This is a genomic window from Agrobacterium sp. RC10-4-1, assembly GCF_014138475.1.
Classification (GTDB): Bacteria; Pseudomonadota; Alphaproteobacteria; order Rhizobiales; family Rhizobiaceae; genus Agrobacterium; species Agrobacterium pusense.
The window spans coordinates 1-26540 of sequence record NZ_JACJIT010000010.1; the positions used below are offsets into that span (position 1 = coordinate 1).

A 26540-nucleotide genomic window follows, 5' to 3' on the forward strand; every position below is an offset into this window, starting at 1 on the left:
CGACGTTACGACCCTTCGGGCCGAGGGTTACCTTCACTGCATCAGCAAGAACGTCGACGCCCTTGAGCATCTTTTCGCGTGCTGTGCGGCCGAATATGATTTGTTTGGCAGGCATTGACAAACTCCCGGGCTCCTCGCCCTGTGGACGTTATGAAAAAGAAAAAGATTCGGCCGAAGCTGAGGCCATCACTCACATGACGTCGCCTTCCTTCATGATCAACAGGTCCTCGCCGTTGAACTTGATCTCGGTCCCGGACTACTTGCCAAGCAAGATACGGTCGCCGACTTTCACGTCAGGCGGGTTGAGGTTGCCACCTTCGTGGCGGGTACCAGAGCCAACGGCAACAATTTCGCCTTCAGCTGGCTTTTCCTTGGCGGTATCTGGAATGACAATCCCGTCCTTGGTTTTTTCTTCGGCCTCGATACGACGCACGACAACCCGGTCGTGCAACGGCCGGAAAACAGTAGTTAACATGTTTGGGATCCTTCGACGGAAGAGAACCCAATGGCCGCTCCCCATAGCATACGTTAGCAGGCTAATTATAAGAGTGCTAGAGAATTCGTAAGGGACGGCCGGCCAAAGGAGTTAAGCGCCCGGTACGGCTAAACCGGATGGATTTCCCGACACTAAAAACGCGAGGAGGGAGGCCGCCCGCTTTCAATGAACACTCGCTTGCAAAAGCGGAAGCGACGACAGCGATAGCAGAACGATCGACGCGGTCGAGTGGCCAACGGACGATCGATTGCGAACAGCGGTGAGTTGACCGCCGGGTGGGCAAAGGCCGGGACGGCAGGCAGACCGCAGCCGTTGGCACAGCGCCATCGAGAAGGCCAAGCAAAAGATCGAGCGCACGGGCGGACTCCCGTCTTTCATGCTGACGAGTTATTGGCCAGTCCCCCTGGTGGCAGCATCGTTCAGCAGAGTGGTTAATGCCGTGACGAGCTGCGCATGGACAAAAGGCTTCTGAAGCAGAACGCTATTCGGAACACCTTGAGCTGCCCACTCCTTGGCGCTGTCCCCGGTGATATAGATCACTGGCATCATCGGCTGCAATTCCCGAGCCCGGCGAGCCAAATCCCAGCCGTTTGTTTGTCCTGGCATCCTCACGTCGGTTATTAGGGCGCAAAAGCGGGCAGAGTCCTCTTCCAAAGCACGGATAGCCTCGTCCGCGCTCGATACTGAGAAGTGCTCGAAGCCTGCTTCCGTCACGACATCTTCGAGAGTTACTTGAATAAGGGTTTCATCTTCTGCAAGGAGAACAAGCAGCTTGCTCCCGTCTGTGCTGATGATGTTCTGAGAAGTCTCGGCGGAATCATCGACCATGAGAACGTCCTGCATTGGCAGGCGGGAGCTCTTGGCCCTCAGCCGCCAGCGCCTACGAATTCGTTTGCTGACGATGACAAATACATAGACCTTTGATGTGATAAGTCCATCCCCAATCGCACCGAGCCTTTGGATATTGGCCATGACATAGGCAGTGTCCCTGCCCACGCATTCTTCAGGCATCTGTTTTTTGGCATGCGCGGGTTAACGGAGGCGATGCTCACGTAGAAGGGGGCCGATGGTTCTCGTCCCGTCGAGATCGAGAAGCGCCACAAGGTGACGATTGAGCCACCTCGATCCGATCGTTCTATAGTCGCGCGACTAAAGCTGGGTCGAGCGTTTTGACTTCTACGACCACGTCCATCGACAGGAATGCGTCTGTAGCGCCGGTGAAACTACCTGAAACCGGCGCTGCATGCGCGATGTCGCGCGTCACAGCGACAGGAATCAGGTTGGCACCACCTATACTACGGTTCGTCGGATCAAATGTAATCCAGCCAGCGCCGGGAACGAAGACCTCTGCCCAGGCGTGCGTCGATCCGTGGTTCGTCGACCCAATGAGTGAACTGTCCGGATTGAACAGATAGCCCGAGACGATCCGGGCGCCAAAGCCGAGGCTGCGCACTGCCTCCACGAACAATACGGCAAAGTCTCTGCAAGAACCCCAACCCCGATCGACCGTCGTCAACGGCGCCTGCGTGCCTTCCTCTTCCCGGCTCTGGTAAGAGATAGATGAGGTAATACCAAGGCTGATATCCTTGAGAAGGGACAGCGTATCGGTCGGCGTGCCAGCGACGAAACCGCGAGCCCATGTCGCAAGCCGGCAGTCGCTATCTTCGTACTGCTGAACCGTAAGCGCACCGAGATCAGTCCAATCACTGTCGGTGTACAGAAAAGGATAGTTGATTGCCGACACCGCAATGTCGAAGACGGGCCATTCAGCCGCGGTCAAATCCACGGCCGCCATGCTGTCCACTACCAAACTCGCGCTTGGTGTCTGGAATGTCGCTGAGGCGATCGCATTGCCGAATACGTCATTAGACCAGCTCAGCTCAGCCTCGGGGAAAATGGAAATCTCATGGCTCAGCAGCCTGAGCTCGCGTCCTTCACGTAGCCTGAGCATAAGGCGGTGCGGCGACAGCGACACCTTCTCTCGAAAAATGTAAGTTGTACGATGATGAATGTTGAGCACCGGCATAGCAACAGACCCTAAAAGCTGATGGCGACGCCGTTGCCCTGAGACAGGGCAAAGGCATAGCTGCGACGGCGATCCCGATTCTCTGAGCGTCGCAGATCAAAGGCTATGCCGGCGTTCCAGAGCTGTCGCCGATCAGGCGAGCCGGCGTGAAAGTGGGTAGCCTGGCGCGTCATAGAGCGCGCGAATCTGGTTCTGATCAAAACGTGCCTCGTCAATCTCCAACATAGAGCCACGTTGCTGACTGTTTGGCATGTCCTCTACGGCGAAACGGAGGGCTTCGGCAGCTGTCTCGAACCGCCGATAGCGAGGGCCGCTTATTCCAGCTTTCGACTTGCCGGCGTAAAGTCCAGCTCCGCCCGTATAATCGAACTGGGTCACATTTGCACCCTCGCGGTTGCGAGAGAATGACGGAGGCGACGGGTGGCATCTCGGAAGGCTCGTTCGCTGTCGCGCAGTTCGCGCTTCCGCAGTTGCATCCGTTTTCGAAGGTTCAAGAGCTTTTCGGCACTGGAACCGGCTTCGGCGCCAAGTATGCGAAATAGCGACCCTGGCGATTTTGGGGTGGCATAGTTTGTCATTTTGTCCTCGAGTGAGCGCGTTATCGCGCCCTTTGCGATTGTATTGGCGTGACAACGACGAGCTATTTCTTACTGGCACTCGCCGTATGGCCGCGTGTGAGCTTGACCTCCGAGCCAGAGGGCGCGGGTGTCACTGTCGCGGTCTTGACTTCCTCCGGTTTACGGATTTCGCGGTTGCTACGCTTGGCCGTCGGCCATGGGCCTGTCCTTGGGCGCCGGATAAATGTCGCCGCTGTTTAAGCTGGAGCGATTTGGGTCGGCGTTTGTCTCGAAGGAAATATGCTAAACGGGGAGGAGCGTCTTACCTTGTACTATCGCCCGCATGCGGGTTTTTCCGTCGATGCCGAAATTTGGAAAGGCACTCAGCGCCGCCACGGGCAGGATTCGCTGAGCGGCTCGGGTGACCACGGTCTCGAGAAGCGCGCGAAGGGTCGCTTGTTCCTGATATCCGAATGGACTGGAACGAGCCAGATTTTGTGAAACGTAGGCGGAATACTCGTTGGAAGACATCGCGTCCTCCTCTCGTTCGGGTAAGGCCGTCGGAGAGACAGCGATGCCTATTGATGCGGCTATTATGTCTGCCACATGCCTGCCTCGCCGTTTGGGCAGGCTACTGTCATTCCTGCCTGCCACGCAGCTTAAGCCACGGAGCGGTCGAAACTGGACTCATCCTTGCGGACGCTCCGGAGATTAAAATTGCCAATCTCTGTGGCGGAAAAACAAAAGGACGGATAGGAACCCGACCTCTCACAGCCATTCAGCTTTGCTGCCAATACATCCGTGGTCAGCGGTGCGAATGACGTTACTATGCCGCCTGAAGGTTGTCGGCAGAGCTCTTGCCGGACTTGCGGTCCTCGACGATGTCGTAAGCGATCTTCTGACCGTCCGAGAGCGAACGCATACCGGAGCGCTCGACGGCAGACACGTGCACGAAGATATCCGTGCTGCCATTGTCAGGCTGAATGAAGCCGAAGCCTTTGGTGGAGTTAAACCACTTTACAGTACCAGTGTTCATAACGATTTCCTTTCAAAGCAATCGTTGTGATTCCCGCGATGCCTTGCGGGATAAGATCGATTATTGGAGAGGAAATCCGACGGGAGCATAGAGCTCTGGAACGACGTCACAAGCATTGGTCGATTAACAATATATAAGCTCAATTTTTGGTTTTGCAATACCTATCTCGTTTTTGTTCCAAGCTCCTGCTGTCTTGGTCGTGTCGAACCTGTGTCGCGCAACCAGTCTCTCGTGCGGTCGAAAAATTCCGGGCTCCAGCTGCGGCTGGATCTTCCAAAGGAGCTTTCGCTGTTAATAGCGAGGGTACACCGTGCGCCATGCCCTTGATGAGATTGATCTCGATACCGGGCTTGTCGCTCTCATTGAGCCAGATCTTACGACTATCGCTATTGATGGTTCGATCGCATCCTGTACGTCGGAGACGTGCTGCACGCCGGCCCATTGAAGGGCAATCTGCTCGGCGTTGACTGGCTATACCGGCTGGTCGTGTGCTCCGTGCCAGATGGAGATGCTAGGGTGGCCCTTAAGGACGCTGCGGTCACGAGGGCGATTGTATCTGGGACGCTCGCAGCGTTCTGCCTCGCATCCGCTCGAAAGCCCGCTCTACCCCTGAGGCGGTTCCATAAGGAAGCCCGCCAATGATCGCGCCGGCGACCCAGTCCCATAATGAAGATCTTGTCACGATCCAACCGTGCGACTCGACGACGTGGTCTATCATCTCGCGGACTGACAGAACTTCACTGGCATCGCGGATGATCGCTTGGTTCAAGCCAGTTGAAACACAGGTTGGCGTTGTTCGCCCGCCGCGGTTCCGGAAAAGGAAGGCGCGCGGCCGTGCAGGACGACGAACGGCGTTTTGGGAGCGAGGATGGTCGCGACTTCGCAAACCGTAGTTCGAACCGAAGTTTCTTCGCTTAATCAACAGGCGCGCATCTATGTGCTGTGGCTCATCCTTCTCCTTTGCCCGTCATGGGCACGTGTTCGCATTTGGTACGAATGCTGCGCCGCACAATTTCCGTCGCAAAAATCTTCTGATCTATGCTGGGCTGTGTCGATGAGTTGCCCGAGTGACCGGCGCGATAGCAGCCGCTTCACGAAACGAGACCAAGCGCCGGCTTCCTTCGTCCCACAGGACCAGCTTCACGCATTGCAGACTCTGCCACAGCGTGATCCTGCCGATTTCGCCGAGTTCCGGGTGATTTTGTAGGACCTCGGGGAGGCGATAGTAGGGGACTTTGCTTGAGAGGTGGTGCACGTGGTGAATGCCGATGTTGCCGGTCAACCAGCGCAGAGGACGCGGCAGGTCATAGTGCGAAGCACCGTGCAGGGCGGCCTTTGGAAACTGCCATTCCGGCTCCTTAGACCAGTGCGTTTTCTCGAATTGATGCTGCACGTAGAATAGCCACACGCCAATCGAACCCGCGAGAAGGACAATCGGTAGGTGGACGACTAGAAAGGAGACGGGGCCGATCGCCCAGGTCAGGAGCGCGGCGATCACCATCACCGCAGCGTTGGTAGCCATCGTCGATATCCAGGGAAGCACGCCATCGCGCATCATCCCCATCGGTAGGCGTTGCTGGAAGAGGAAAAGCCAGGCCGGGCCGATGCCAAACATCACTATTGGATGCCGATAAAGGCGATATCCAATCCGTCCCCAGCGCGACCGACCATAATATTCCGTCACGGTAAGAGTGGTAATATCTCCGACACCGCGCTCATCGAGATTGCCGGCCGACGCGTGATGTGTGGCATGCGCCCTGCGCCAATAGTCATAGGGGGTCAGCGTGAGGACGCCGAGAACGCGTCCTGTCCAGTCATCGAAGCGCCTGCGTGCAAAGAAAGAGCCGTGGCCGCAATCATGCTGGATCATGAACAGCCGCAGCAGGAATCCGGCCGCCGGGACGATCAGGATCAGGCCCCACCAGAAGCCGTAATGAACCGCCAAGCAGGTCAGCGTCCAGAAAGCGGCAAAAGGGATTGCTGTGACGGCCAACTCGAACACGCTGCGGCCCGCATGCGGCGTGCGATATTTAGCGAGGATTTTAAGCCAGGCCTTTTCGTCCGAGCCTTGGTCCGTGGATGACTTTGTTTCCACCATCATCTTTCCGCGCCGGCTTTCTGCAGGGCTGCCGTGCGATAAAAGTGTTCAGCGTGCTGATAGAGGTTTTCCGCCTCGACCCGGTCACCGGCTTGGGCGGCTTCTCGCGCTGAAACCATATATTGTTCATGCCGTCTCATTAGGTTCTGCGAGCTCGATATCACTGTCGTATTCGCGGCCGCCCGAGCACGGCTGCTGGCAGACGGAGTAGAATTTCGGTGTGGTGATTTCAAAAGAACAATTCAAGCCGTCATGAGGCTTGCTCCATAAAGGTCGTGATTTCGGGATTAATTGCCAGCGATTAACATTGGCAAACTCGCCAATGGTATCGCCCTTTGGAGCGGCATCGCGGTTCGGCTGCCGTGTACCGCGGCATTGCGGCCGTTTGATGTTGCCTGGCCTCCCGTGTCGGCTCCAAACGATGCTAACCCCATGCAGAGAGTCAGCCGGTCAACGTGTCCAGCAGATCGGCAATCTTGATAGTCGGGAAGTTCGAGAACGTGTCGCAGATGGCGTATGGACGTACCACCCAGGATCCGAAGCATCGCGAGATTGCTCAAGGGGCAATGGGACGGCGCCAGCGTCTTTTCAAATTCCTTCCTCGATACAGGCCACGCCTCGGTGCGCCGTTCGAGCTAAGGAGCAAGGTCATTGTCGTATGATAAGCCTCCCATGTCACGTCAACGGGCTCCTCATCAATCTCAAGCTCGAACACGCCTGGTGGATGAGGTTGCGCCATCCCCGGAAGCTGCAACGGTCGAACGATAGTGATGCTTTTCAATGTTGTATTCATGATGGCACCGTTCCTGTCTTGAGAATGCTGGAATCCCTGTGGCGGGCCAGCCCTCTATCTGCCGGCATTTCGGAGGAGGTCTATTTCCCTGGCGATGGGCCCCAGGAGCTTCCGCAATCGGTTCTCCTCCACCTGACTGAGGCGAAACCTTTTCGCGAATTCGCTCACAGGTATAGTTTTCGCTGCTCCTGGTTGGAGCGCTGGAACTGATTTGGTCGGATGATGCACGGTCGTATCCTTTCAGGATCACGGTATGCTCAACGAAAATGCGTGAGATCTAGCGTGATGGCGCTGGATCGAGTTTTTGAATAAGCAGAGATCGCAGCTTTCAGAATTCTTGGTCGTAACGCGTCGAAGGACGCCAGGTAGTCTGCCTCGCTGGTATTTCGATGAGACTTCTCGCAGGCCAAGACTTCGGTCGCCAGATAGAATTTGACCTCGAACATCCCGTCGTATCCGGTAAAACGGACACAGCGATTTCTATCGTCAAAACTACGAGCTTCGTTCGGGAACGAGATGCCCATTAGCGCCCTCCCTCATTTTGCCACCGATCAACAGCGCTGCACTTGGGTTGGGAATCAAGGCTTGCTCGCGTCGATGACTGTTGCCGCTTGGCGAGAGAACTCAGGAGAGCCGATTTGGTCGTTACACCGCTGCGGAACTCGGATAGGAGCGAGGTGTCACGTTTCATGTTGGAACTCGCCTCCGACTCGGATCCCCGGAGGCCGGCGGACCTTGAGACTTCCCTGACCAACTTGAAGCCGGCGGGTTCGACATGCGGTGCTGCTGGATTGGAAGACATTCCATCGTCCTTTGGTTGGGGCAAGGTTTTTGCACCCTTGATGACAGCGCCCTGAAGACGAGCCGTCACTGCCATCTTAAGTCGTGCTGAAATACTGAATTACAAGGGGAGGCCGGGTACGCAGGTTTGGAGCCGCAACCAGTGGTCGTTGAAAACAACTCTCGAAACCAAAAAAGGGGAGAGAGATTATGTTGCTCACGACGATTTCGAACGCAGGCTCGCCGGCGCAGCCGCCGAAGAAAATATCGAGCTGCGGTTGGGGCGCAGGCCCGCCTGATAAGAGAGCTGAACGAGGCGCCTTCCAACGATCGGATCGTGGGCGTCTCGCTACACGTATCGGGGAGTGAAAGCCTAATGAGTTGCTTGTGACACAGACATAAAAACAGCCCTGTCAGGAGCCTTGTGTTTTGGGTTGGATGCTTTCGCCGGATGGTTATACCATCCTGCCAATGCGCCATATCGCTACTGCGCAAGCTGCGTCCATCGTCATCACTGCACAAGCAGGCCAGAATTCTGCGCTTCCGTCAATGTGTATTAATTAGCCTAGCCAACTACTGGGTCGACTTTATCCCGTTTGGGGGTAATTTTTCGCGCATTGTCACCAACCGAATTAATAGGCGGTGACGACTGAGGGTTACTACGTGCTCCCGCCTATCGTGTGTGGAGGACGAGTTCTTGCCCCTTCCGTCTGATTTCGCTCACGACCTCCTTCGACGCGTACTTTTCCGTTGGGCCACCCGCTTCACTTTGAATGAGCGGATGCAACTCTACCTCGTAGAAAAGACTATTGATGAAATGCTTGAGGACCTTCCCGAACTGACCGACGACCATCAAATTGATGCAGATTTGCTCGCAAAGAAGCGGGGTGTAGCACTTCGGGAGTTTCGCTTCATGATCAACTACCAGAAGAAGTCCATCATCAGCGCGGATCCGACAGCTTGAGCGAAGATCAATGAAGAGTGGATGACGCGCCCGGCGGACCGGACGCGAAGACAGACGGCACGTTCGCTGCTTCGAGAATAATGGACGCCGAGACGAGTGTTTCGTCATCGGCACCAACGTCGAGGATCGCGGCGTCCACGCCTTCCTCCATCAATGCATCCAGAATGTCTGCTGGTGATCGAAGCGGCCCGATAAGAGTTGCCCCCGCGTTCACCAGCCGATCACGGCATGCCGCGGTCAGCATAACTCGCTGCTCCACAATCAGGAGCTGAATTGCCGTAACACAAGAATTTCCCTTGCTCTCGATGGCGCAGTCCCTACGCCCGCAACGGTGAAGGTCTCACCTTCACCTCCGGACCGCTGTCAGCGTCTGCGTCGAGCGGACAAGAACGAGATCATATCGTTAGCTGCGACCCGAACCACAATGCCGGTTTGCGGTTCCGAAATCCCGAGCCATTCTTAGGGATTGAGCCTCTCAAGGGAACAATCCACACAGGATGATGTTTGAGGTCTCATAGCGAGTGCAGGACATTAAACATGCAGCGATACTTCTTCCATCTGCGGGAAGATGATGTTCTCTCGGTTGATCTGATTGGCACGATGCTCACCGATGACCAGTGAATAGCCCCGAGATTTGTAGACGCCTTCTTTCCTAATTTTGAGGCAAGAAGAGCATCATGGGCAAATCGAATTTCAGCGAAGAGTTTAAGCGTGACGCGGTGCGGCAGATCACGGAGCGGGGCTATCCGGTGGCTGAGGTGTCGCAGCGTCTCGGCGTCAGCCAGCATTCGCTGTATGAATGGAAGAAGAAGTTTGCTGGGTCGGACTCCAAGGGCAACGACGAGGCCGAGGAGATCAGGCGGCTGAAGAAGGAACTGGCTCGCGTCACTGAGGAACGCGATATCCTAAAAAAAGCGGCCGCGTATTTCGCCAGGGATGCAAAGTGAAGTACGCGTTCATTGCTTTGCATCGCTTGCAGTTTTCGGTGCGGACGATGTGCCGTCTTCTGCGGGTTCACCCGAGTGGATTTTACACCTGGCTGAAGAACCCGCTGAGCAGGCGAGCCAATGAGGACAAGCGACAGACCGATCTGCTCCTGAAGGCATGGGAAGAGAGCGGAAAGGTCTACGGTTATCGCAAGCTGCACGACGACCTTCTCGATCAGGGAGAGATGTGCTGCCCGAACCGGGTCGCGCGCCTGGCGCGTCTCGCCGGAATAAAGGCGCAGATCGGCTACAAACGCCGTCCCGGCATCTATGGCGGCAGACCGTCTGTCGTCGATAATAAGCTCGACCGGCAATTCGACGTAGCAGCTCCGGACAAGGCCTGGGTCACGGACATCACTTACATTCGAACCTGCGAAGGTTTCGCTTACCTTGCGGTTGTCATCGACCTCTATTCTCGCCGGGTCATCGGCTGGGCAGTGCAGAGCCGACAGACCACGGACGTCGTATTGCAGGCGCTGCTCATGGCGGTGTGGCGACGCAAACCGAAAGACAAGGTGCTGATCCACTCGGATCAGGGCTCGCAGTTTACCAGCATGGACTGAGCCTCGTTCCTCAGGCAGCACAATCTGGTTCACTCGATGAGCCGACGCGGCAACTGCCATGACAATGCGGTGGCCGAGAGCTTCTTCAATCTTCTGAAACGAGAGAGGATACGTCGCAGGGTTTACCGTTCACGCGATGAAGCACGCCAGGACATGTTCGACTACATCGAAATGTTCTACAACCCGAAACGCAAACACGTCAGGAACGGGATGCTGTCGCCCGTCGAGTTCGAGAAGCAGCAGAAAATCTAACCCGAGGGTGTCTACGAAACTCGGGGCTATTCACAGTCTACAACCAGGATCAATGCAGGTCGGATCTTCACATCGGTACGCCGAAGGTGACGAGCTAGAGTTTTCAATGATCTGCGTTTGGATACCGTCCGCCAACGGTTCGATTTAATTTGAGAGCTTAATTGGACACATTCATTGCGGCTCGCAAGGTATCGTTGATGCGCTCTTGCCAGCCTGGACCGTCTGCCTGAAAATGCGCGAGGACATCGCTGTCGATCTTCAATGATACAAGGTCCCTGGTGTTAGGGATTGCAGGCCGTTCAATGGCCGTCGCTGTGTCCTTCTTTGCCGGTTTGAAAAGCGCCTCGGCTGCGTCTTTCGGATTGGACGGTCGTCGGGGTGTTGCCATGGTCATATCCTCTTGTGTCGTGCGCCTGAATAGCGCAGCCGGTCAGTTTGTTCCAAGCTGTATGTCCAGCACAGCGGTGGTCGTAGCAAACGTGTAGCGGGCAGCCGAAAGAGCGTAATTGCTGGTGATAAACTGGTCAGCCGCTCCGCAATCCAGAAGAGATCGCATATCGCGATGTTAAACACGGGTTTCCTGCAACTGCCGAACCGGTTGCGGGAAGCCTCACCGGAATCGCCTTCGATCTTCGCTAGGAGTTTAGTGTTCTAAAAGCCTGCCATACCTGTCCAGAAACCATCGGTGACTGGTTCCCATAATTGGCTACTGTGGCGGGCAGCAGCATGTAATCAGAGACTTGGCCAATCAAGTTAAGCCCGGCGGTTCGATTCCGTTCAACTGCATCGGCAGAGTCAAAGCACTTCTCGGGTGGAAGCTCGTTCAACGATTTCCGTTTTCAGAACTACTTTTCGCGCCACCTGACCTTCACCATTTAACCGTTCCACCAACATTTGAGCCGCCGTCGCGCCGAGATCGTAGACAGGTTGGCGCACGACTGTAACGGGGGGCGTCGTTACCGATGTCCAGTCTGCGTCGTGAAATGACACAAGGGACACATCGTCGGGAATGTTGAACCCAAGTTGGGCGTGAACCTTGAACACTTCAAGGGCGATTGTACTGTCCGATGCGATGATTGCCGTCGGCCACCGTGACGATTGGAGCATTTCGGTAACGATGCGACGCGTTTTTTCGGGGGTCGCGGCGCCAACCTTTACCCAATCTCCCATTGCGGTCAGGCCGGCTTCGCGGCAGGCTTCAAGATATCCTTCGATACGCCGACGCACGGAACCGGTGGCAATATCTTTTGTCGTACGGAAGCGATGGTCCGGCGTATCGCAGGCGGTAAGATAAGCGATGCGGCGGTGGCCGAGCGCAATCAGCCGGCGCGTGATGTTTTCGGCGGCATGCCGGTCGTCAGCAATAACTGTGTCGACGTCGAGCGTGTCGCTTCCGCGGTCGAGCAACGCAAGCGGCAACCCCGAGCGGACAACTTCATGCAGGTGCCCGACATCAGTTTCCTTGGCCGGTGAAACGATGAGGCCGTCTACACGCCTGGCAAGCAAGGTGCGGATGGCCGCTTTTTCAATCAGAACATCCTCGCCCGAATTTATGAGGATGACGGTGAATCCTGCCCGTCGGGCGACATCGGTTATGCCGCGCATGGCGAGACTAAAGAACGGGTTCTCGATATCACCCACCACCACACCGATCGCACCGGAGCGACCCGTTGTCATGCTGCGGGCAAGCTCATTGGGGCGATAGTCGAGGTAATCAGCGGCGGCGGTGACGGCCTCGCGGACCCGGTCGCTAACAGTTCCGTAGCCGCCCAACACGCGCGCAGCCGTTGCCTTCGAGACGCCGGCCCTGCGCGCGACGTCAGCCACGGTGACAGAAGTACTTCTGGGTAGGCTCTTGTCCATAAATGGTAGCCTTACAAGAGAACTTGACGACTGGCAAACGCGAAGATAACAATTGCGAATAATCAAAGAGACCGGTCTCTTTTTTAAATGAGACCGGTCTCAATAATCTAAAAGACTTCCGACATGCGAACTGCATGGGCCGGGCGGGTGAGGTCATGCCGCCGTCCGGATGGGACCCATGCGCCTTGAATACATCGCAGGCAACGACACCAGAGGAGACGAGACCAATGCGATTTACCGAAGCCTTCAATTTCCCCTTTGCCAAAATCTGTGCCACCGCGATCGCGGTCACGCTCAGTGTCGTTGCAGGCGCGGCGACACCGGCGCTTGCCGACAATCCCCTTGGCCTCATCGATCCCGCCACCATCAGTGTCGGCACGATGGGCGATGCCAAGCCCTATGCCTTCACCACCGCCGACGGTAACTTTACCGGCTTCGACATCGAGCTTTTCCTCAATGTCGCCGAACGTCTTGGCTTCAAGAAAGAGCAGGTGGTCTTCACCGGCCAGGAATTCTCGGCCCTGATGCCCTCGGTCGCCAACGGCCGCTTCGATGTGGCCGCGGCTGCAATCGGTACAACGGCCAAGCGTAAGGAGACCGTTGATTTCTCCGATGGTTATCTCGCAGGTTTCCTGAGCGTCCTTACTCCGGAGGCCGGCATCACCGATGCAGCAGGCCTCAAGGGCAAGCGTCTCGGCGTCGTGCAGGGCACGCTGCAGGAAATCTATGCCGAAAAGAACTTTGCCGGCACCGATCTCGTGAAGTTCCCGGACAACAACTCTGCCGTTTCCGCTCTCAACAACAGCACGGTCGATGCCCATTTCCTCGATTTCGAGGCGGCGAAGGACTATTCCACCCGTTACCCGGCGCTGAAGATTGCAGTCAATATTCCGAGCTTCGATGCACCGGCCGGTTTCGTCATCCGCAAGGGCAACGATGCTTTGCGCGAGGCACTCAACAAGGGCCTGAAAGAGGCCATGCAGTACGGCACCTGGAAAAAGCTGCACGAAAAATGGTTCCCCGGCACGCCGATGCCGCAGGCGTATCTTCCCAAGCAGTGATGCCGCCTTCCGGTCCGGCCTTCACTGGTCGGACCGACCTTTCTTTTAAGGGATATCCTGATGAACTGGCTTGAAAACCTGCGCCGCAGCTTCCTCGACTGGAACGCCATGGCCGAAGTGCTGCCGACCATGATCACAGTCGGTCTGAAGAACACGCTGATCCTGGCTGCGACTTCGACGGTGCTTGGCGTCGTCATCGGCATGATACTCGCCATCATGGGCATTTCCCGCTCGCCATGGCTGCGGATACCCGCACGTCTTTATACCGATATTTTCCGCGGCCTGCCAGCCATCGTCACAATCCTCCTTATCGGTCAGGGTTTTGCCCGCATCGGTCGCGAGCTCTTCGGACCGTCACCTTATCCACTCGGTATTCTGGCGCTCAGCCTGATTGCCGGCGCCTATATCGGCGAAATTTTCCGATCCGGTATCCAGAGCGTCGACCGCGGACAGATGGAGGCCTGCCGGGCATTGTCCATGAGCTACGGTCAAGGGATGCGCCTTATCGTCGTGCCGCAGGGCGTGCGCCGTGTGCTGCCGGCCCTCGTCAACCAGTTCATCGGCAACGTCAAGGATTCAAGCCTTGTCTATTTCCTTGGGCTTCTGGCCTCTGAGCGCGAGATTTTCCGCGTAGGGCAGGACCAGGCGGTGGTGACGGGCAATCTTTCACCGCTGCTGCTGGCAGGCGTGTTTTATCTCATCGTCACCGTACCGCTCACCCATGTCGTCAATGCAATCGACAATCGCCTGCGGATTGGCAAGCAGCGCCCCTCGACCATCACCAGTGGGCTGGAAGAAGTTAGTGAACTCGACAGTGCAGCCCGCGCAACCGGTGTCTCCTTCAAGGGCGGTCGCCTCGACGTGCGCGGTCTCGGCATGGCCTATGGCGATCTCGACGTGCTGAAAGGTGTCGACCTCACCGTAAAGCCGGGCAGCGTCACCTGCATCATCGGCCCGTCCGGTTCCGGCAAATCAACCCTGCTGCGTGGGCTAAACCGTCTGGTCGAGCCGAAAAGTGGCGATATTCTCATCGATGGTGAAAGCATCCTCGCCATGAAGCCGGAAAAGCTGCGCCGCCGGGTCGGCATGGTTTTCCAGCATTTCAATCTTTTTCCGGATCACACGGCACTGGAAAACGTCATGCTGTCGCTGACGAAGATCAAAGGCCTGCCGGCAGCCGAGGCCGAGCGTATCGCCAAGGTAAGGCTTGCGGATGTCGGTCTTGCGAGCCGCCAGCATCACCGTCCGGGCGGTCTTTCCGGCGGGCAGCAGCAGCGCGTCGCCATTGCCCGTGCGCTTGCCATGGAACCGGAAGTCATCCTCTTCGATGAGGTGACGAGCGCTCTCGATCCTGAGTTGGTCAAGGGTGTGCTCAACCTCATGGCCGAACTCGGCACACGCGGCATGACTATGGTCGTCGTGACGCACGAAATGGGATTTGCCCGTCGGGTCGCCGATCAGGTCGTCTTCATGGACGAAGGGCGCGTGGTGGAAGCCGGCACGCCCGAAGCAATATTCGACAACCCGCAGAGCCCGCGTCTTCAGCGCTTCCTTGCGGAAGTGCTCTAACCGTCGGGAGGAGAAAAACATGCCACGAACGATACGATGGGGCGTGCTCGGTTGCGCGGCCATCGCCGCCAAGGCGGTCATTCCTGCCATCCAGTCCAGCCGCCTGGGGCGCGTTGCAGCAATCGCCTCGCGCGATGCTGGCAAGGCGAGGGAGATGGCCGTGCGCTTCGGTATCGCCAGGTCCTATGGCAGCTATGATGATCTGCTGGCTGATCCGGAAATCGATGCAATCTATAACCCTTTACCCAATCATCTGCATGTTCCCCTGACGATCAAGGCGCTGGCGCACGGTAAACCCGTGCTCTGCGAGAAGCCGATCGCGCTTGATGCCGCGCAGGCGGCGGAACTGGCGACCGCACAGAAGGTGGCGGACCTGCCCGTCGCCGAAGCCTTCATGGTTCGCCACCATCCGCAATGGAAGAAAGCACGTGCGATGATCGCCGCAGGGCGCCTTGGCGAGGCCAGGGTCATCCAGACGATCTTTTCCTATTATCTCGACGATCCCGCAAATGTGCGCAATCAGGCCGACATCGGCGGCGGCGGTCTTTTCGATGTCGGTTGTTATGCCATCAACACCGCGCGCTTTCTGTTCGACGCGGAACCGGTGCAGGCGATTGCGCTCATGGAGCGCGATCCCGTCTTTGGCACGGACCGGCTGACGAGCGGGTTGCTGGCATTTCCGGAGGGAAGGCAGCTTGCCTTTACCTGTTCCACACAGCTTTCCCTCACGCAAAAGGTTACGGTGCTTGGAACGCGCGGGCGTCTGGAAATTCCCATTCCTTTCAATGCACCGGCCGATGAACCGAATGTCCTTATCTTCGATGACGGCCGTGATCTTGCTGGCGGTGGGCGCGAGGAGATCATGATCGGGCAGGTCGACCAGTATCGCGAACAGGCCGATGCATTCGCCGAGGCCATTCTCTCCGGAGAGCCACTCGACACGGGGCTTGGCGACGCGATTGCGAACATGAAGGCAATCGACGCCCTCTTCCGCTCCGCCGCCAGTGGTCGCTGGGAAAAGCCCTGACCGCTTCACACCATCCGTATGACAATTGAATGAAAGCCAACCCCATGACCGACAACACTATCTCTTCGGCCGTCATCATCGGTGCCGGTATCTTCGGAGTTTCCACCGGCTTGCAGCTTGCGCGACGCGGCGTCCAGGTTACGATCCTTAATGACGGCCCGCCCGCCAATGGCGCCTCAGGTCGCTCGCTCTCCTGGCTCAACTCGGCGCGTATGCGCTCGGAACCATATCATAGACTGCGTATGGCCGGCATCGACCGATATCGGACGCTGGCGTCGCGGAATCCCGACGCAGACTGGCTTCGGTTCGATGGTGGCCTGACCTGGGATGCGGATGACGAGCGCAACGAGATCGACGCGGCCTATCGCCACGAGGTTTCGCTTGCCTACGACGCACTGCGGCTTTCCGCAGCCGAAGTCGCCCGTGTCGCGCCCGGTGTCGATGCGGGCGCGATCACCCGGCAGGGTGCAATTTTCAATGCCGGGGAGGGCTGGGTTGATCTGCCGATATTGATCGGTGTGCTTCTCAAAGAGTTTTCCGGGCTCGGGGGCGTTCTGGTGACGGACCAGGGCGCCGCGCGGGTCGTGCTCGAGGGTGGTCGTGCCGTCGGTGCGGAAACCGCAGACGGTCATCTCCATCGAGCCGATGCTGTTGTGCTCGCGACAGGTCCGGCCGTGCCGAAGATGGCTGCGGAAAGCGGGCAGACGATCGGCGACGGGACACCCGTCGCGCTTCTCGTGCAGACCAAACCGCTCGCCCATCCCCTGCGGGCTGTCCTCAACACACCGCGAGTCGCTGTTCGCCCAGCGCCGGGAAGTACCTTTTCGCTTGATGCCGACTGGGCGGCCGACGAGGGTGTGAGGGTGCGCGCAGACGGCAGCTATGACATCGACGATGGCGCCGTTGGAGAGCTTCTGGCGGAAGCTTCGAAGGTAATGGAAGGCAATCCGCAGATCGAGGTCGCTTCGATCGGCGTTGGTGGCAAGCCTATCCCCGGCGACGGGGAGCCAGTGATTGGGGCTTTCAAAGCTATCCCGGGCTATTACGTGGCCTTCAGCCATAGCGGTGCAACACTGGGTCTCATCGTTGGCGAATTACTCGCGTTCGAGGTTGTGACGGGGACCGAACATCCCATGCTCGCGACGTTTCGACCTGAGCGTTTCTCCATAAGCTGAAATCAGGGCGCACAAAAAGAGATGAGCCTGCCGCTACCGCGGCGGGTTTCTTTTCGAGAATGAAGAAAGCCCGCCTACCCGAACCGGTTCCGGCGGCAAAGTGATAAATGAGATCACCAAGGTTCTGAACAGACCGTCAAGGCGCTATCGGCTTTTAACCAGCGCACAACTCCGGGTCAGACGCAAACGACCTGGTTGAGTCTCAAGTATTCCAAACCAGACCAAAATGGTGAGCGAAAGGTTTCCCTCACAAGAACTCGACTTCTATGGTCACCAAAGAGCGTACTCTTTCATATCGAAAGGCGGCTGGGAGAGGGCCGCTCTTGAGCCGGGCGTAACAGTGGAAATTAAACGCGGAGTTCTGCACTACTCACAAATGAAGGGGCCATTGGGAACATCAGGAAACACCAAATCCCTAGATTGCGCTCACGAGCTTTCGATGCAGCCTGGTGTGATCCGTTCCGCGGTAGCAATGAACTCATCCACTTGGTCCATAACGACGGACGGGAGCCAATTGGAGCCTGTGTATAACGTAAATGGACATCCTAGCGTCGCATTTCTTCCAGAAAATCAAACTTTATCTGGAGATTCTTCTCGGCTGATCGTCCCTCCTGTCCGGTTTGATGTGTCGTCAAAACTGGGAAGCCTGAACAATCCCGCGTCTTTGCTGGAGTGCGTCGAGTTCCAGAAAGAAAGCCCTGACACGGAACCGCGCGAAATAGCCGGGGTGGAAACAGACGACGCTGCCGCACCAATCCCATGCCCCGCGGTGGAATGCCGTGATAGTTTGGATTGCTTTGCGGGGCTCGGCTCGTATTGCACGTGCGCTTACGTCATTAGCGGCGGCGGAGTGTGCCTGATCTAATTCAATGAGGACAGAGGAAATGGCTGGGTGCGCGGATTTTAGTGATTTGCTTTTTTTGCCGGGCGACCGCGCACCGACGCTTGATCTTGAAATTCCGATAGGCGAGCAACACGTGCTCCCTGCCTCCGTTGACAAGGTGAGTGTAATCGTCCTTTGGAACTCTGGGTGTACTGGCTGTGTTGAAGTACTCGAGAATCTTTCCGCCCTTGACACTGAGTTCAAAACATCCAGCTATGGTGTCGCTATCATGGTGCGCGATGTTGAAGCAACCTTGGATTTTGGCCGTTCGCTTTCGGTAAAATCTCGCCTTTTCATTGAAGCGACGAGTGATCGCACGCGGCTTTCTCGCGGCGAGGTTACGAGAGCATGGTTCGAGGCAAGTGGTCACGTTGCGGTGCCCGCCGCCTTCGTGGTTGATGCTAGCGGGGTACTCCTCTGGACTGGATATCCGGATGCATTGGTGCAAATTCTCAGCCGGGTACGAGATGGCAACTGGGATATCGTGGCGGCTCGAGAGCAGAGATTGCGGGAGATCAATGAAGCGGGTGCTGGCTATCGGTCCGTCGTTAACGACATGAACGAAGCCGTCATGGCCAATGAGGTTACAACAGCCTTGCAGATCATCAACGTTGCGGAACAGCGCTTTCCGTCAATCCTGCAAAACGGCGACTACTGCCTCGCCAAACTCCAGGCGCTTCTGTGTGCAGATCGTGCCAAGGTTGATATTCAGATGCATTACGAAGACGCGATCGTGAAATTCGCTGACAACTTCGCGTTACGCATTCGCCTTGCGTCGGAAATCCTGCGCAATCCCGCCGTCGCACAAGAGATGTTGCCACTTGTTCTGAGAGATATGAAGGAGATCGATCAGCACGACGCCGTCGGACTCAAGCTCGGAGATCGCATGCGTTTGGAACTGGCACTAACACGCGCATCGGCGGCGCTAGGAAAACGCTTGGAGGCTGAGGAATACGCATCAAGGCTGAGGGTGCTTATCAAGCAAGGTGTCTTACCTCCGCGTCTCTCTCAAGAGATAGAGGAGATGACTTTGGCGGCCTTGGGGTGACTCACTGGATCAGAATGTTGCGCAGGTGGAAGAGGTAGAGGACGCAGGCATCGTAGACCGCGACGGGCGGATTAGAGGCCATAGGTCTCGATCAAGTCCTCCATGTCCTCGGCAAGTGCTTCCATTGCCGTCTGTCGTTTGTCGAGCTTCGACTTCAACGCTTTCGGGGACGCTATATCGCGAACTCGTTGCAAGCCACTCTTGCGTTGGGATCTCAGTCCTCTGTCCCGCTCTTTTCTTTGAAGAGAACGATTTTGTTGGCACGCGCGAACGCGCGCAACTCACCATAGCGGCCATCATTCAGTTTTAATGGACGTAGGTGCTCTCTTAACCATTGGTTAGAGGAGATACCTTCGAGTTCGGCTTTAAGCCAGCCGGACACAAATTCGCGAGCCTTATCACCAACCATTTTTTGGCTGTAAATATGCGCGGCGAATTCGAGCGTATCGAGGAAATGGGTAGCAAAAAAATTGCATTCTTCATCCTTGACATCTGGTTTTCTTAGAACGGTCACAAGCTCGATAGACGTCTGCTGAACGGATGAGCGAATCGACTCCAGTGTTTGCAGATCGCGCGCCTTATTGCTTTCGGCAATGGTACGGCGGGTCGTGTAGAGTGATACAAACAGCCCGATAACTGCAACGAATGTCGCAACCCATTCCATACTGCGCTAATCGTCTTTTTTCGGCTGGGGCGGTTGAGGTGTTGTCGTTCCGTTCGTGGGCTTGGCCGGCGTTTTGTCCATGAAGGAGGATTTGGGAGCAAACGACTTTTGCTCAGTACCGGTATCTTTCTTGTCCATGAAGGAAGATTTGGGCTGCCACCATTCTGTGACTATTTTTCTTGGGTCTTTCATGACGTCACCTCGCCGTTCATTTCATCTATGTCGATGCAGTCTATGCACAAAAGATAGTTTGATCGATTATCGAACGAGTGTATGGCTTCAATTTTGTCCCCTAGACTGATTTCCTACGAACGTATTTTAGAAGCGCGTCGATTGCATCTAAAAAGTGTATATTGCGAAAAAATCATTAAGCTAGAAAAGGTATGGGAGCTGAAATCCTTGTCGGGCCAAGACAGAGGCAACTGGCGCAGGAGAAGTTGCCATGCCCAGCCCATTCCGAAGCCGGAACAGGTTTCTGCGGAACGTTGTTGGAGCGGCGGAGGACCCGCTGTTCTCCGTTGGATATTGCGTTCTCACCGAATGGCTTGATCGGTTTGAGTGTGTCGACGGCGTTGAAACAGGCGGGAGATGATCATGGGAATTCTTAAGCTGGAAGGCGACAAGATTTTTGAATGGCTGGATTATTTCGCCGTCACTGCCGTCCAGACATTGCCAATCCCTAAGGCACTGAATAAGTATCTTGGTACGAACACTTTGAAAAGCTGTTGCTATACTGTGCCTCTTCTCATCCATCCTTATTGCCCTCGACCTCACTGATAACGGTTTCTCGATCCGGACTGGTGGGGTGCCGAAAGCTTCTTCTATCTCCTGAAGCAGGGAGGATACATCGCAAGGCCTGCCCTTGACGCGATGAAGCTCTTTACGATGTATTCGACTATATCGAGATGTTCTACAACCCGAAACGCAAGCACGTGAGAAACGGAACACTGTCGCACATCGAGTTCGAGAAGCAGCAGAAAATCCAACTCGAGGGTGTCTACGAAACTCGGGGCTATTCAAAGGGACTTGGCGTGAAGGGGGGCATCGTCGCGAACACCATGCAGGTGGTTCGAGGCTGACTGGCCATGGTTGATCTTCCATGCCTCGGGGTCGTCGTTTGCCAGATCGATCATTGATTTTGCGGGCTCGGCGATCAGCGCGACGTTCGGGCTGATCGCGCGCGGAACGAAGGAGAATGGCAGGCTGTCTATTTCGCGCAAGGGCGCGTTGACGCGTATGAGCTGCGCCAGACACCGCCAGTCGAAGCCCTGATGTGACATACGGTGCGCGGGCACCCGGTCCATTTTGTATAGCCCTGCCCAAAACGTTTCTTTCAGGTTCCCGGATTGCCGATTGTAGCCCATCAGGGCGGAGCCCCAGTTCTTGATCCATACGGCTGGCCCGACTTCAACCGGCACCGTGACAAGGAAAATCCGGGGACGAACGATCATGCAGACATGCTCTATGACCCGGACCGCCCGGTTGAGGTGGATATGCTCAAGCGTTTCCAAAGCGATGACGATGTCGGCCTCAATCGTTTCGTAAAGGCTCTTGTCGGTGGCGTCGCCTACGATGAAACGACAGTTTCCGTATTTGCTGTAACGATCGCGCGCGGCCTCGATAAAAATTGGATCGTAATCGATACCGACATACTCGACGTCGAATTTTTTCAGAATATGTCCGACCGCAGTTCCAGGACCGCAGCCGATATCCAGTATTCTGACCTTCCGATTGCCGACGTCCTTCTGCACTGATTGCAGAACCTCAAGCAGCTTTCGATAGCGGCCCGCATGCAGAAAGCGCGTCACCCAGTTAAAGTTCTGCACTTTTTCGTAAGTCGTCGCGAACGTACCCATCCAAATCCGTCTCCATCAACCGTAGATGATGTCGTCTCGTGATCGCTGCAATTGTAGCGATCGTGCGCGACCCGGCGTCGTATTTCCGAAGTCTGACACGGCCTGCGCGACCTGCAACTCGGCCAAAAGGCTTAAGTCGGAAGGGAGGATACCCACCCCGCCTCCCCTTAAAGGCAGATATCGGCGTGGTGGACGGTGAATCGGCCAGTTCTGAGCCGCCGTCCTCTCCCTTTTGGTATGCTGCCGTGGCGCAGGGCCTCGTTATACCTTTTTTAAGGGGGCGCCATGCGGGGCCGGAACCGCTGGGAGATGTCGTGGATGGTAGACAAGAGAGCCTTGATTATCGGCGTAACCGGGCAGGACGGCGCCTATCTCAGCGAGTTGCTTCTTGCCAAGGGATATATCGTGCACGGCCTGAAAAGGCGGTCCTCCTCATTTAATACCGGCCGGATCGATCACCTTTATCAAGATCCCTTTGAGGAAAACCTTCGCTTTCGTCTGCACTTCGGTGACCTGACGGATGCCACAAACCTGTGCCGTGTCATTCAGGAGGTTCAGCCCGACGAGATCTACAATCTTGGCGCCCAGAGTCACGTCCAGGTCAGCTTCGAGACGCCGGAATACACGGCAAACGCGGACGCCCTTGGCACGCTTAGGCTGCTGGAAGCCATGCGCATCTTGAACCTTGGCGACCGCTGCCGGTTTTATCAGGCGTCCACATCGGAGCTGTTCGGAGGGATGGGCACCGTTGCCCAGAACGAGGGGACGCCGTTCTATCCGAGAAGCCCCTATGCTGCGGCAAAACTCTACGCCTACTGGATGACGGTCAACTACCGGGAAAGTTACGGCTTTCACGCATCCAACGGCATTCTCTTTAACCATGAGAGTCCCATTCGCGGGGAGACTTTTGTCACGCGGAAAATCACCCGCGGTGTCGCGGCCATTGAACGCGGACTCGTGAGCAAGTTGCGTCTTGGCAATCTAGACGCCAAGAGGGACTGGGGGCATGCGCGCGACTATGTCGAAGGCATGTGGCGCATCGTGCAGCAGGAAATACCGGAGGACTATGTCCTTGCGACCGGTGAGGCGCATACAGTGCGGGAGTTCGTTGAGCTTGCGTTCGGCGTGGTTGGCAAAGCCATCGAGTGGCACGGCGATGGCAGCGACGAAGTGGGATACGATGCCAAAACCGGCGACACGATCATCGAAATCGATCCCAGATATTTTCGCCCGGCGGAGGTGGACTTCCTCCTCGGCGACCCCAGCAAGGCGCGCAGGAAACTCGACTGGAGCCACACGACTTCCTTTTGCGACCTCGTTCAGGAAATGGTCGAAGCGGATCTTCGCCTCGTGATGTTGGAAGAGGGAAGAAATGAATTCGTCGCATGAACCGCAAGGAATTCCGTTCAGCTTGAATGGCAAGCGCGTCTGGGTGGCCGGCCACACGGGAATGGTTGGCTCGGCAATTGTGCGACGCCTGCAGCAGGAGAATTGCGAAATCCTCGAAGTCTCTCGCAAAGAACTTGATCTGACCCGGCAGCACGAGACGGAGCAATGGATGGCTGCGGCAAGACCTGAGGTCATTTTTGTCGCTGCTGCGAAGGTCGGAGGCATCGCTGCAAATGCGGCCCGTCCGGCCGATTTCCTTTACACCAACACGCTGATTTCGATGAATATCATGAAAACGGCTGCGGATATTGGTGTCGATAAGCTTCTCTGGATGGGGTCGAGCTGCATCTATCCAAAATTCGCCGCGCAGCCGATCACGGAAAATGCCCTTTTGACGGGTTCGCTGGAGCCGACCAACGAGGCTTACGCGATTGCGAAGATCGCCGCGCTCAAGCTTTCCCAATTCTATTCCCGTCAATACGGCCTGAATTGCGTCTCCGTGATGCCGACCAATATTTATGGGCAGAACGACAATTTCGATCCGCAAAGCTCACACGTCATTCCTGCGATGATCAGGAGAATGCATGAAGCGAAAATCAATGGTCAGAACAGGATCCTTCTATGGGGAACGGGTAGCCCTTTGCGTGAATTTCTCCATGTGGACGATCTGGCGGATGCGTGCTGTTTCCTCATGAAATCGGCGGCGCATTTTCCGCTGATCAATATAGGCTCGGGGCATGAGATATCCATAAGCAATCTGGCCCGTCTGATTGCAGATATTGTCGGCTACGATGGGGAGATCGTGTTTGACACCAGCAAACCGGATGGAGCCCCCAGAAAGCTGCTCGACTGCTCTCTGCTAAACGCGCTTGGCTGGAACTCGACCGTCGAGCTCAGAGACGGAATTCAGGATTTATATCAGCGGTGGCGACAAACGAAGTCGTTGCAGTCGGACATATTACGACAAGCCATTTAACAAGCCCACAAGGGCCAACGGCGCTATTTCTGATCAGGAAGATGGGTCTGCTTTGCTGACTGACGATAGCTCCACCTGATGGAAACGGCTCTATATAGAGCGGGAGCCCGCCGTCAGCGCCGTTAAATTGTGCCTCCCATGCTGCAAGCCCAACACGGGATTGAGCCGGCGTCTGTTCTCGGACAATCCGCGCAAACTACGTCTAATGTGGTATCTGCGGTTAGTTGACGGGCTGGTGGAAAGTAGCGAATATGGCTCATCATATAAGATACCACTGTCCATCAAGATTCAGGCTCGGCGTTTTTCATTTCAGGCGAGGGGAGCCGACGGATCGTTCGTTCCTCCATGAGTGGCGAGCGGTCTGTGGTTCCAGTTTGAGCCGGGCAATATTCTTGCAGATTTCAATCTGAACCCGTCGACACAACAAGATTTGCGCGGCGCTGGTGACGGTTTGTGCAGAACGCAAATTGGCTCGCCCGGTTGAACGAGCGGGCCCCTCCCAGTCACCAATTGTCCCCCGTTACCAAGGACCCGCTAAAGTATCAGGGGCGACGGGTTATTCTTACAAACCGCTTTTATCGCTTCGGTTCAATCTTGCTTCAAGCGGTAGGGTTCGCGTCCATCCACCTACTGGCTGCCAACTTTTCGAGCTTGGGTGCTGGCAGAAGGACAAAAGCTTCAGAGTTTGGGAGATGTCACTCGGCCGGCCGGTTCTCCGTCGCCAAATTGTGCCAGGCTCGGACGTCGGTTGCTGTGATCCAGATCTGTCCATCGAACGCAAACATTCCCTTCTCGATTTTGCATGCCGCTATCGTTGCAAACACGTCGACGAATTGCGCAAGACGTTGCGCATCGCACTGCGGGGGAGACAGGATGTCGTTCAGGGCATCTTGCGTCACATGGATGGGCTGCGGCCCTCTTTCGCCGTTCACGATGATGACGGCATGCTGCTTGACCATATGATACCCAACCGGAACGATCGCAGGCTCCATCTCCGTCTCCTCGCCACTGGTGTCGATTAATCCTGTTCTCCGAAGGACGTTGCCAGCCTGCCCGTCGGAACGGCGGTGGACTCTTTTTTGCGGGCGCGGTTCTTAGAAGAACGTTCGATATAGTTGTTCAGGATAGCAAATTGCGGCCTGAGGCTACAGCTCGTCAAAAGCGGTAGCTGCCATCTAAGGGCCGCTCGACTAGGGCATCGGCGACGCGCAGATCTCTAGTTGACGCTTCCTGTGACGATGGTTTCCGAAACCGGGTCTCTGCCTGATACCGACAGGCGGACGCGAACGACGTCTCCCGCCCGGACCTGAGTATGCTCGTCCGCAACTATTTCGCGATAAGTGCCGGCAACCTGACGCACGATGAAGAAATTGGTTTGGATCGTGTCCTCGAGGCTGGAAACCCGCCGCGCGGTCGAGCTGATCTCGGCCATGGATTGAAGGCTGAAGGCCAGTTTCTTTTTCAGGCGCATGATGTCCAGGGAGGTCTCCCGCAATTCGGTCGCGGCGTCGTTATGCCTTTTGCTCTTAAGCTCCAGGATACGCCGCTCCACCTCGCTCTTGTTTTGTTGCGCACGCGCCAGGAACGATGTGGATTCCAGCACCTGCTGGTTCATGGATAGCAATTCGCGCTTGCGCTCTCTCAGGGCCGCCTCGGAGGCTGCCCCGCGCGTGACAAGTTCCTTCGAGGCGTTGACGTCCATGTCGAGCAGTTCAAGTTGCTGGCTGCGCATGACGTTGCTTTTCTGAAGCGTGTCTATTTCCTGAATGAAGTTCTGTCGCTGGACCTCGAGGTTGGTCTTTTCGTCCTGCTGCGCCGAGAGGCGAAGGCGGAAAAGGCTTTTTTCAGAATCCACGATCTTCTCCAATGCGGCGCGATCCCGGACAAGCCCGATTTCATTGCCCTTATATTCGAATTCGGTGTCGTTAAGTTCCGCCTCCAGCCGAACGCGCCGGATATCCTGCGACAGCAGTTGCATCGACATGTCTTCATATTCCTGCTGGGCGGCAATCAACTGTATGCCCGAGGTATCCCTCTGTGCGTTAGACTCCCGCAATCCCCCGCCCAATGCGAATAGTTCAAGCACGATCATGCCGGGACGGTATTCATATTTTCCCGGCTTCTGGACGTCGCCGACAACGAAGATCGGAGCATATTCCTTAACCGCAACGGCGACGGAGCGGTTTGCCACATGGCTTGCCAGCTCGCGGCTGATCCGCGCCCCGATTTCATTCACCGTCTCGTCGACAACGTTGACATTGCCAAGAAGCGGATAACCGATCGTTCCATCCGCACTGACAGGGAAGAGGCCGGTCAGCCCGGGGTCACCATAGACGGAGATCGTCAAGACGTCGCCGGCAGCGACCTTGTAGTTGGTTCCATCAGCAGCGGCCGGCAACTGACAAACGGCCAGAGACAGAAAGGCGGCACTGGCGATCATCAGGGAAAAGGGTTTGGACTTTTTCGCGACGCGCATGT

25 protein-coding genes and 3 pseudogenes are annotated in these 26540 nt (G+C 56.3%); 10 read left to right on the plus strand and 18 right to left on the minus strand.

Translation table 11 applies throughout. The features are described from left to right. Positions 1-190: 190 nt before the first annotated feature. From FHW77_RS23365 to FHW77_RS23405, 9 genes and pseudogenes are all read right to left on the minus strand, one after another. Positions 191-475: pseudogene (locus tag FHW77_RS23365) on the minus strand (co-chaperone GroES). A gap of 408 nt (positions 476-883) precedes the next feature. After that, positions 884-1468: a response regulator gene (locus tag FHW77_RS23370; RefSeq protein ID WP_286086123.1), complete on the minus strand. Its 585-nt coding sequence runs from the start codon at positions 1466-1468 to the stop codon at positions 884-886. A 163-nt stretch (positions 1469-1631) separates the two neighbouring features. Next, positions 1632-2522: a transglutaminase family protein gene (locus tag FHW77_RS23375; protein WP_182590763.1), complete on the minus strand. Its 891-nt coding sequence runs from the start codon at positions 2520-2522 to the stop codon at positions 1632-1634. Positions 2523-2654: 132 nt separating this feature from the next. Continuing rightward, positions 2655-2900: a hypothetical protein gene (locus tag FHW77_RS23380; protein ID WP_173616199.1), complete on the minus strand. Its 246-nt coding sequence runs from the start codon at positions 2898-2900 to the stop codon at positions 2655-2657. 482 nt (positions 2901-3382) lie between these two features. Then, positions 3383-3610: a hypothetical protein gene (locus FHW77_RS23385; protein ID WP_182590764.1), complete on the minus strand. Its 228-nt coding sequence runs from the start codon at positions 3608-3610 to the stop codon at positions 3383-3385. Positions 3611-3905: 295 nt separating this feature from the next. Then, positions 3906-4115, minus strand: coding sequence for a cold-shock protein (locus FHW77_RS23390; RefSeq protein ID WP_182590765.1), 210 nt, complete (start codon positions 4113-4115; stop codon positions 3906-3908). 1036 nt (positions 4116-5151) lie between these two features. Next, positions 5152-6213, minus strand: a complete 1062-nt coding sequence (locus tag FHW77_RS23395) for a fatty acid desaturase (RefSeq protein WP_182590766.1) — start codon at positions 6211-6213, stop codon at positions 5152-5154. Next, on the minus strand, positions 6213-6353 hold the full coding sequence (locus FHW77_RS23400) for a DUF4167 domain-containing protein (RefSeq protein ID WP_182590767.1): 141 nt from the start codon (positions 6351-6353) through the stop codon (positions 6213-6215). The genes FHW77_RS23395 and FHW77_RS23400 overlap by 1 nt, the downstream gene beginning before the upstream one ends. A 910-nt stretch (positions 6354-7263) precedes the next feature. Continuing rightward, positions 7264-7530, minus strand: a complete 267-nt coding sequence (locus FHW77_RS23405; RefSeq protein WP_182590768.1) for a DUF1488 family protein — start codon at positions 7528-7530, stop codon at positions 7264-7266. A 953-nt stretch (positions 7531-8483) separates the two neighbouring features. Between FHW77_RS23405 and FHW77_RS23410 the strand changes: the two genes are divergently transcribed. Then, positions 8484-8750, plus strand: a complete 267-nt coding sequence (locus FHW77_RS23410; protein ID WP_182590769.1) for a hypothetical protein — start codon at positions 8484-8486, stop codon at positions 8748-8750. Positions 8751-8757: 7 nt separating this feature from the next. On the opposite strand, the gene FHW77_RS23415 is transcribed toward FHW77_RS23410, so the two are convergent. Further along, positions 8758-8994: a response regulator gene (locus FHW77_RS23415; RefSeq protein ID WP_182590770.1), complete on the minus strand. Its 237-nt coding sequence runs from the start codon at positions 8992-8994 to the stop codon at positions 8758-8760. 433 nt (positions 8995-9427) lie between these two features. On the opposite strand from FHW77_RS23415, the pseudogene FHW77_RS23420 reads away from it, so the two are divergent. Beyond that, a pseudogene (locus FHW77_RS23420) lies at positions 9428-10551 on the plus strand (IS3 family transposase). Between the two features lie 157 nt (positions 10552-10708). Here the strand turns inward: FHW77_RS23420 and FHW77_RS23425 are convergent. Together FHW77_RS23425 and FHW77_RS23430 are read right to left on the minus strand one after the other, a co-directional pair. Further along, the gene (locus FHW77_RS23425) at positions 10709-10939 is read right to left on the minus strand and encodes a BrnA antitoxin family protein (RefSeq protein ID WP_182590771.1); all 231 of its coding nucleotides are present in this window, start codon (positions 10937-10939) and stop codon (positions 10709-10711) included. 407 nt (positions 10940-11346) lie between these two features. Further along, positions 11347-12414 (minus strand): LacI family DNA-binding transcriptional regulator, encoded by a 1068-nt coding sequence (locus FHW77_RS23430; protein ID WP_182590772.1) that lies wholly within the window; start codon positions 12412-12414, stop codon positions 11347-11349. A gap of 227 nt (positions 12415-12641) precedes the next feature. Here FHW77_RS23430 and FHW77_RS23435 point away from each other — a divergent pair, with 227 nt between their 5' ends. The 5 genes from FHW77_RS23435 (at position 12642) to FHW77_RS23455 (ending at position 19177) form a co-directional block, all read left to right on the plus strand. Next, complete coding sequence (locus tag FHW77_RS23435; RefSeq protein WP_182590773.1) at positions 12642-13475, plus strand: ABC transporter substrate-binding protein; 834 nt, start codon at positions 12642-12644, stop codon at positions 13473-13475. A 60-nt stretch (positions 13476-13535) separates the two neighbouring features. Continuing rightward, positions 13536-15044 carry an amino acid ABC transporter permease/ATP-binding protein gene (locus tag FHW77_RS23440; protein ID WP_135856647.1) on the plus strand — a complete coding sequence of 503 codons (1509 nt, stop codon included), beginning with the start codon at positions 13536-13538 and terminating at the stop codon, positions 15042-15044. Between the two features lie 19 nt (positions 15045-15063). Next, the gene (locus FHW77_RS23445) at positions 15064-16071 is read left to right on the plus strand and encodes a Gfo/Idh/MocA family protein (protein WP_182590774.1); all 1008 of its coding nucleotides are present in this window, start codon (positions 15064-15066) and stop codon (positions 16069-16071) included. A gap of 44 nt (positions 16072-16115) precedes the next feature. Further along, positions 16116-17246 (plus strand): NAD(P)/FAD-dependent oxidoreductase, encoded by a 1131-nt coding sequence (locus tag FHW77_RS23450; RefSeq protein WP_182590775.1) that lies wholly within the window; start codon positions 16116-16118, stop codon positions 17244-17246. Between the two features lie 884 nt (positions 17247-18130). Beyond that, a complete protein-coding gene (locus FHW77_RS23455) occupies positions 18131-19177 on the plus strand; it encodes a TlpA family protein disulfide reductase (RefSeq protein ID WP_182590776.1) in 1047 nt (348 codons plus the stop codon). A 71-nt stretch (positions 19178-19248) separates the two neighbouring features. Here the strand turns inward: FHW77_RS23455 and FHW77_RS23460 are convergent, their stop codons facing one another. Genes FHW77_RS23460 through FHW77_RS23470 form a run of 3 tightly spaced genes read right to left on the minus strand, consistent with a single transcriptional unit; the run spans position 19249 to position 20033 of the window. Next, positions 19249-19371: a hypothetical protein gene (locus tag FHW77_RS23460; protein WP_286086124.1), complete on the minus strand. Its 123-nt coding sequence runs from the start codon at positions 19369-19371 to the stop codon at positions 19249-19251. Positions 19372-19391: 20 nt separating this feature from the next. Next, positions 19392-19841, minus strand: coding sequence for a hypothetical protein (locus FHW77_RS23465; protein ID WP_182590777.1), 450 nt, complete (start codon positions 19839-19841; stop codon positions 19392-19394). A gap of 6 nt (positions 19842-19847) precedes the next feature. Beyond that, positions 19848-20033 carry a hypothetical protein gene (locus FHW77_RS23470; RefSeq protein WP_182590778.1) on the minus strand — a complete coding sequence of 62 codons (186 nt, stop codon included), beginning with the start codon at positions 20031-20033 and terminating at the stop codon, positions 19848-19850. A gap of 615 nt (positions 20034-20648) precedes the next feature. Between FHW77_RS23470 and FHW77_RS23475 the strand changes: the two are divergent. Next, a pseudogene (locus tag FHW77_RS23475) lies at positions 20649-20839 on the plus strand (IS3 family transposase); the annotation flags it as partial. A gap of 18 nt (positions 20840-20857) precedes the next feature. On the opposite strand, the gene FHW77_RS23480 reads toward FHW77_RS23475, so the two are convergent. Next, positions 20858-21697 carry a class I SAM-dependent methyltransferase gene (locus tag FHW77_RS23480; protein WP_286086125.1) on the minus strand — a complete coding sequence of 280 codons (840 nt, stop codon included), beginning with the start codon at positions 21695-21697 and terminating at the stop codon, positions 20858-20860. Between the two features lie 318 nt (positions 21698-22015). Between FHW77_RS23480 and gmd the strand changes: the two genes are divergently transcribed. Continuing rightward, on the plus strand, positions 22016-23086 hold the full coding sequence (gmd, locus tag FHW77_RS23485; protein ID WP_142187276.1) for a GDP-mannose 4,6-dehydratase: 1071 nt from the start codon (positions 22016-22018) through the stop codon (positions 23084-23086). Continuing rightward, a complete protein-coding gene (locus FHW77_RS23490; RefSeq protein WP_182590779.1) occupies positions 23070-24062 on the plus strand; it encodes a GDP-L-fucose synthase family protein in 993 nt (330 codons plus the stop codon). The genes gmd and FHW77_RS23490 overlap by 17 nt, the downstream gene beginning before the upstream one ends. Before the next feature lie 695 nt (positions 24063-24757). Here FHW77_RS23490 and FHW77_RS23495 read toward each other — a convergent pair. Together FHW77_RS23495 and FHW77_RS23500 are read right to left on the minus strand one after the other, a co-directional pair. Continuing rightward, positions 24758-25054 (minus strand): hypothetical protein, encoded by a 297-nt coding sequence (locus FHW77_RS23495; protein WP_142187274.1) that lies wholly within the window; start codon positions 25052-25054, stop codon positions 24758-24760. Between the two features lie 224 nt (positions 25055-25278). Continuing rightward, positions 25279-26538 carry a polysaccharide biosynthesis/export family protein gene (locus FHW77_RS23500; RefSeq protein WP_142187272.1) on the minus strand — a complete coding sequence of 420 codons (1260 nt, stop codon included), beginning with the start codon at positions 26536-26538 and terminating at the stop codon, positions 25279-25281. Between the last annotated feature and the right edge of the window lie 2 nt (positions 26539-26540).

What these genes read in the sequence shown, in the direction of transcription:
- FHW77_RS23370 (WP_286086123.1), bottom strand. Translation starts at nt 1,468, where the DNA reads ATGGCCAATATCCAAAGGCTCGGTGCGATTGGGGATGGACTTATCACA.
- FHW77_RS23375 (WP_182590763.1), bottom strand. Translation starts at nt 2,522, where the DNA reads ATGCCGGTGCTCAACATTCATCATCGTACAACTTACATTTTTCGAGAG.
- FHW77_RS23385 (WP_182590764.1), bottom strand. Translation starts at nt 3,610, where the DNA reads ATGTCTTCCAACGAGTATTCCGCCTACGTTTCACAAAATCTGGCTCGT.
- FHW77_RS23390 (WP_182590765.1), bottom strand. Translation starts at nt 4,115, where the DNA reads ATGAACACTGGTACTGTAAAGTGGTTTAACTCCACCAAAGGCTTCGGC.
- FHW77_RS23395 (WP_182590766.1), bottom strand. Translation starts at nt 6,213, where the DNA reads ATGGTGGAAACAAAGTCATCCACGGACCAAGGCTCGGACGAAAAGGCC.
- FHW77_RS23400 (WP_182590767.1), bottom strand. Translation starts at nt 6,353, where the DNA reads ATGAGACGGCATGAACAATATATGGTTTCAGCGCGAGAAGCCGCCCAA.
- FHW77_RS23405 (WP_182590768.1), bottom strand. Translation starts at nt 7,530, where the DNA reads ATGGGCATCTCGTTCCCGAACGAAGCTCGTAGTTTTGACGATAGAAAT.
- FHW77_RS23415 (WP_182590770.1), bottom strand. Translation starts at nt 8,994, where the DNA reads ATGCTGACCGCGGCATGCCGTGATCGGCTGGTGAACGCGGGGGCAACT.
- FHW77_RS23425 (WP_182590771.1), bottom strand. Translation starts at nt 10,939, where the DNA reads ATGGCAACACCCCGACGACCGTCCAATCCGAAAGACGCAGCCGAGGCG.
- FHW77_RS23430 (WP_182590772.1), bottom strand. Translation starts at nt 12,414, where the DNA reads ATGGACAAGAGCCTACCCAGAAGTACTTCTGTCACCGTGGCTGACGTC.
- FHW77_RS23435 (WP_182590773.1), top strand. Translation starts at nt 12,642, where the DNA reads ATGCGATTTACCGAAGCCTTCAATTTCCCCTTTGCCAAAATCTGTGCC.
- FHW77_RS23440 (WP_135856647.1), top strand. Translation starts at nt 13,536, where the DNA reads ATGAACTGGCTTGAAAACCTGCGCCGCAGCTTCCTCGACTGGAACGCC.
- FHW77_RS23445 (WP_182590774.1), top strand. Translation starts at nt 15,064, where the DNA reads ATGCCACGAACGATACGATGGGGCGTGCTCGGTTGCGCGGCCATCGCC.
- FHW77_RS23450 (WP_182590775.1), top strand. Translation starts at nt 16,116, where the DNA reads ATGACCGACAACACTATCTCTTCGGCCGTCATCATCGGTGCCGGTATC.
- FHW77_RS23455 (WP_182590776.1), top strand. Translation starts at nt 18,131, where the DNA reads ATGGCTGGGTGCGCGGATTTTAGTGATTTGCTTTTTTTGCCGGGCGAC.
- FHW77_RS23465 (WP_182590777.1), bottom strand. Translation starts at nt 19,841, where the DNA reads ATGGAATGGGTTGCGACATTCGTTGCAGTTATCGGGCTGTTTGTATCA.
- FHW77_RS23470 (WP_182590778.1), bottom strand. Translation starts at nt 20,033, where the DNA reads ATGAAAGACCCAAGAAAAATAGTCACAGAATGGTGGCAGCCCAAATCT.
- FHW77_RS23480 (WP_286086125.1), bottom strand. Translation starts at nt 21,697, where the DNA reads ATGGGTACGTTCGCGACGACTTACGAAAAAGTGCAGAACTTTAACTGG.
- gmd (WP_142187276.1), top strand. Translation starts at nt 22,016, where the DNA reads ATGGTAGACAAGAGAGCCTTGATTATCGGCGTAACCGGGCAGGACGGC.
- FHW77_RS23490 (WP_182590779.1), top strand. Translation starts at nt 23,070, where the DNA reads ATGAATTCGTCGCATGAACCGCAAGGAATTCCGTTCAGCTTGAATGGC.
- FHW77_RS23495 (WP_142187274.1), bottom strand. Translation starts at nt 25,054, where the DNA reads ATGGAGCCTGCGATCGTTCCGGTTGGGTATCATATGGTCAAGCAGCAT.
- FHW77_RS23500 (WP_142187272.1), bottom strand. Translation starts at nt 26,538, where the DNA reads ATGCGCGTCGCGAAAAAGTCCAAACCCTTTTCCCTGATGATCGCCAGT.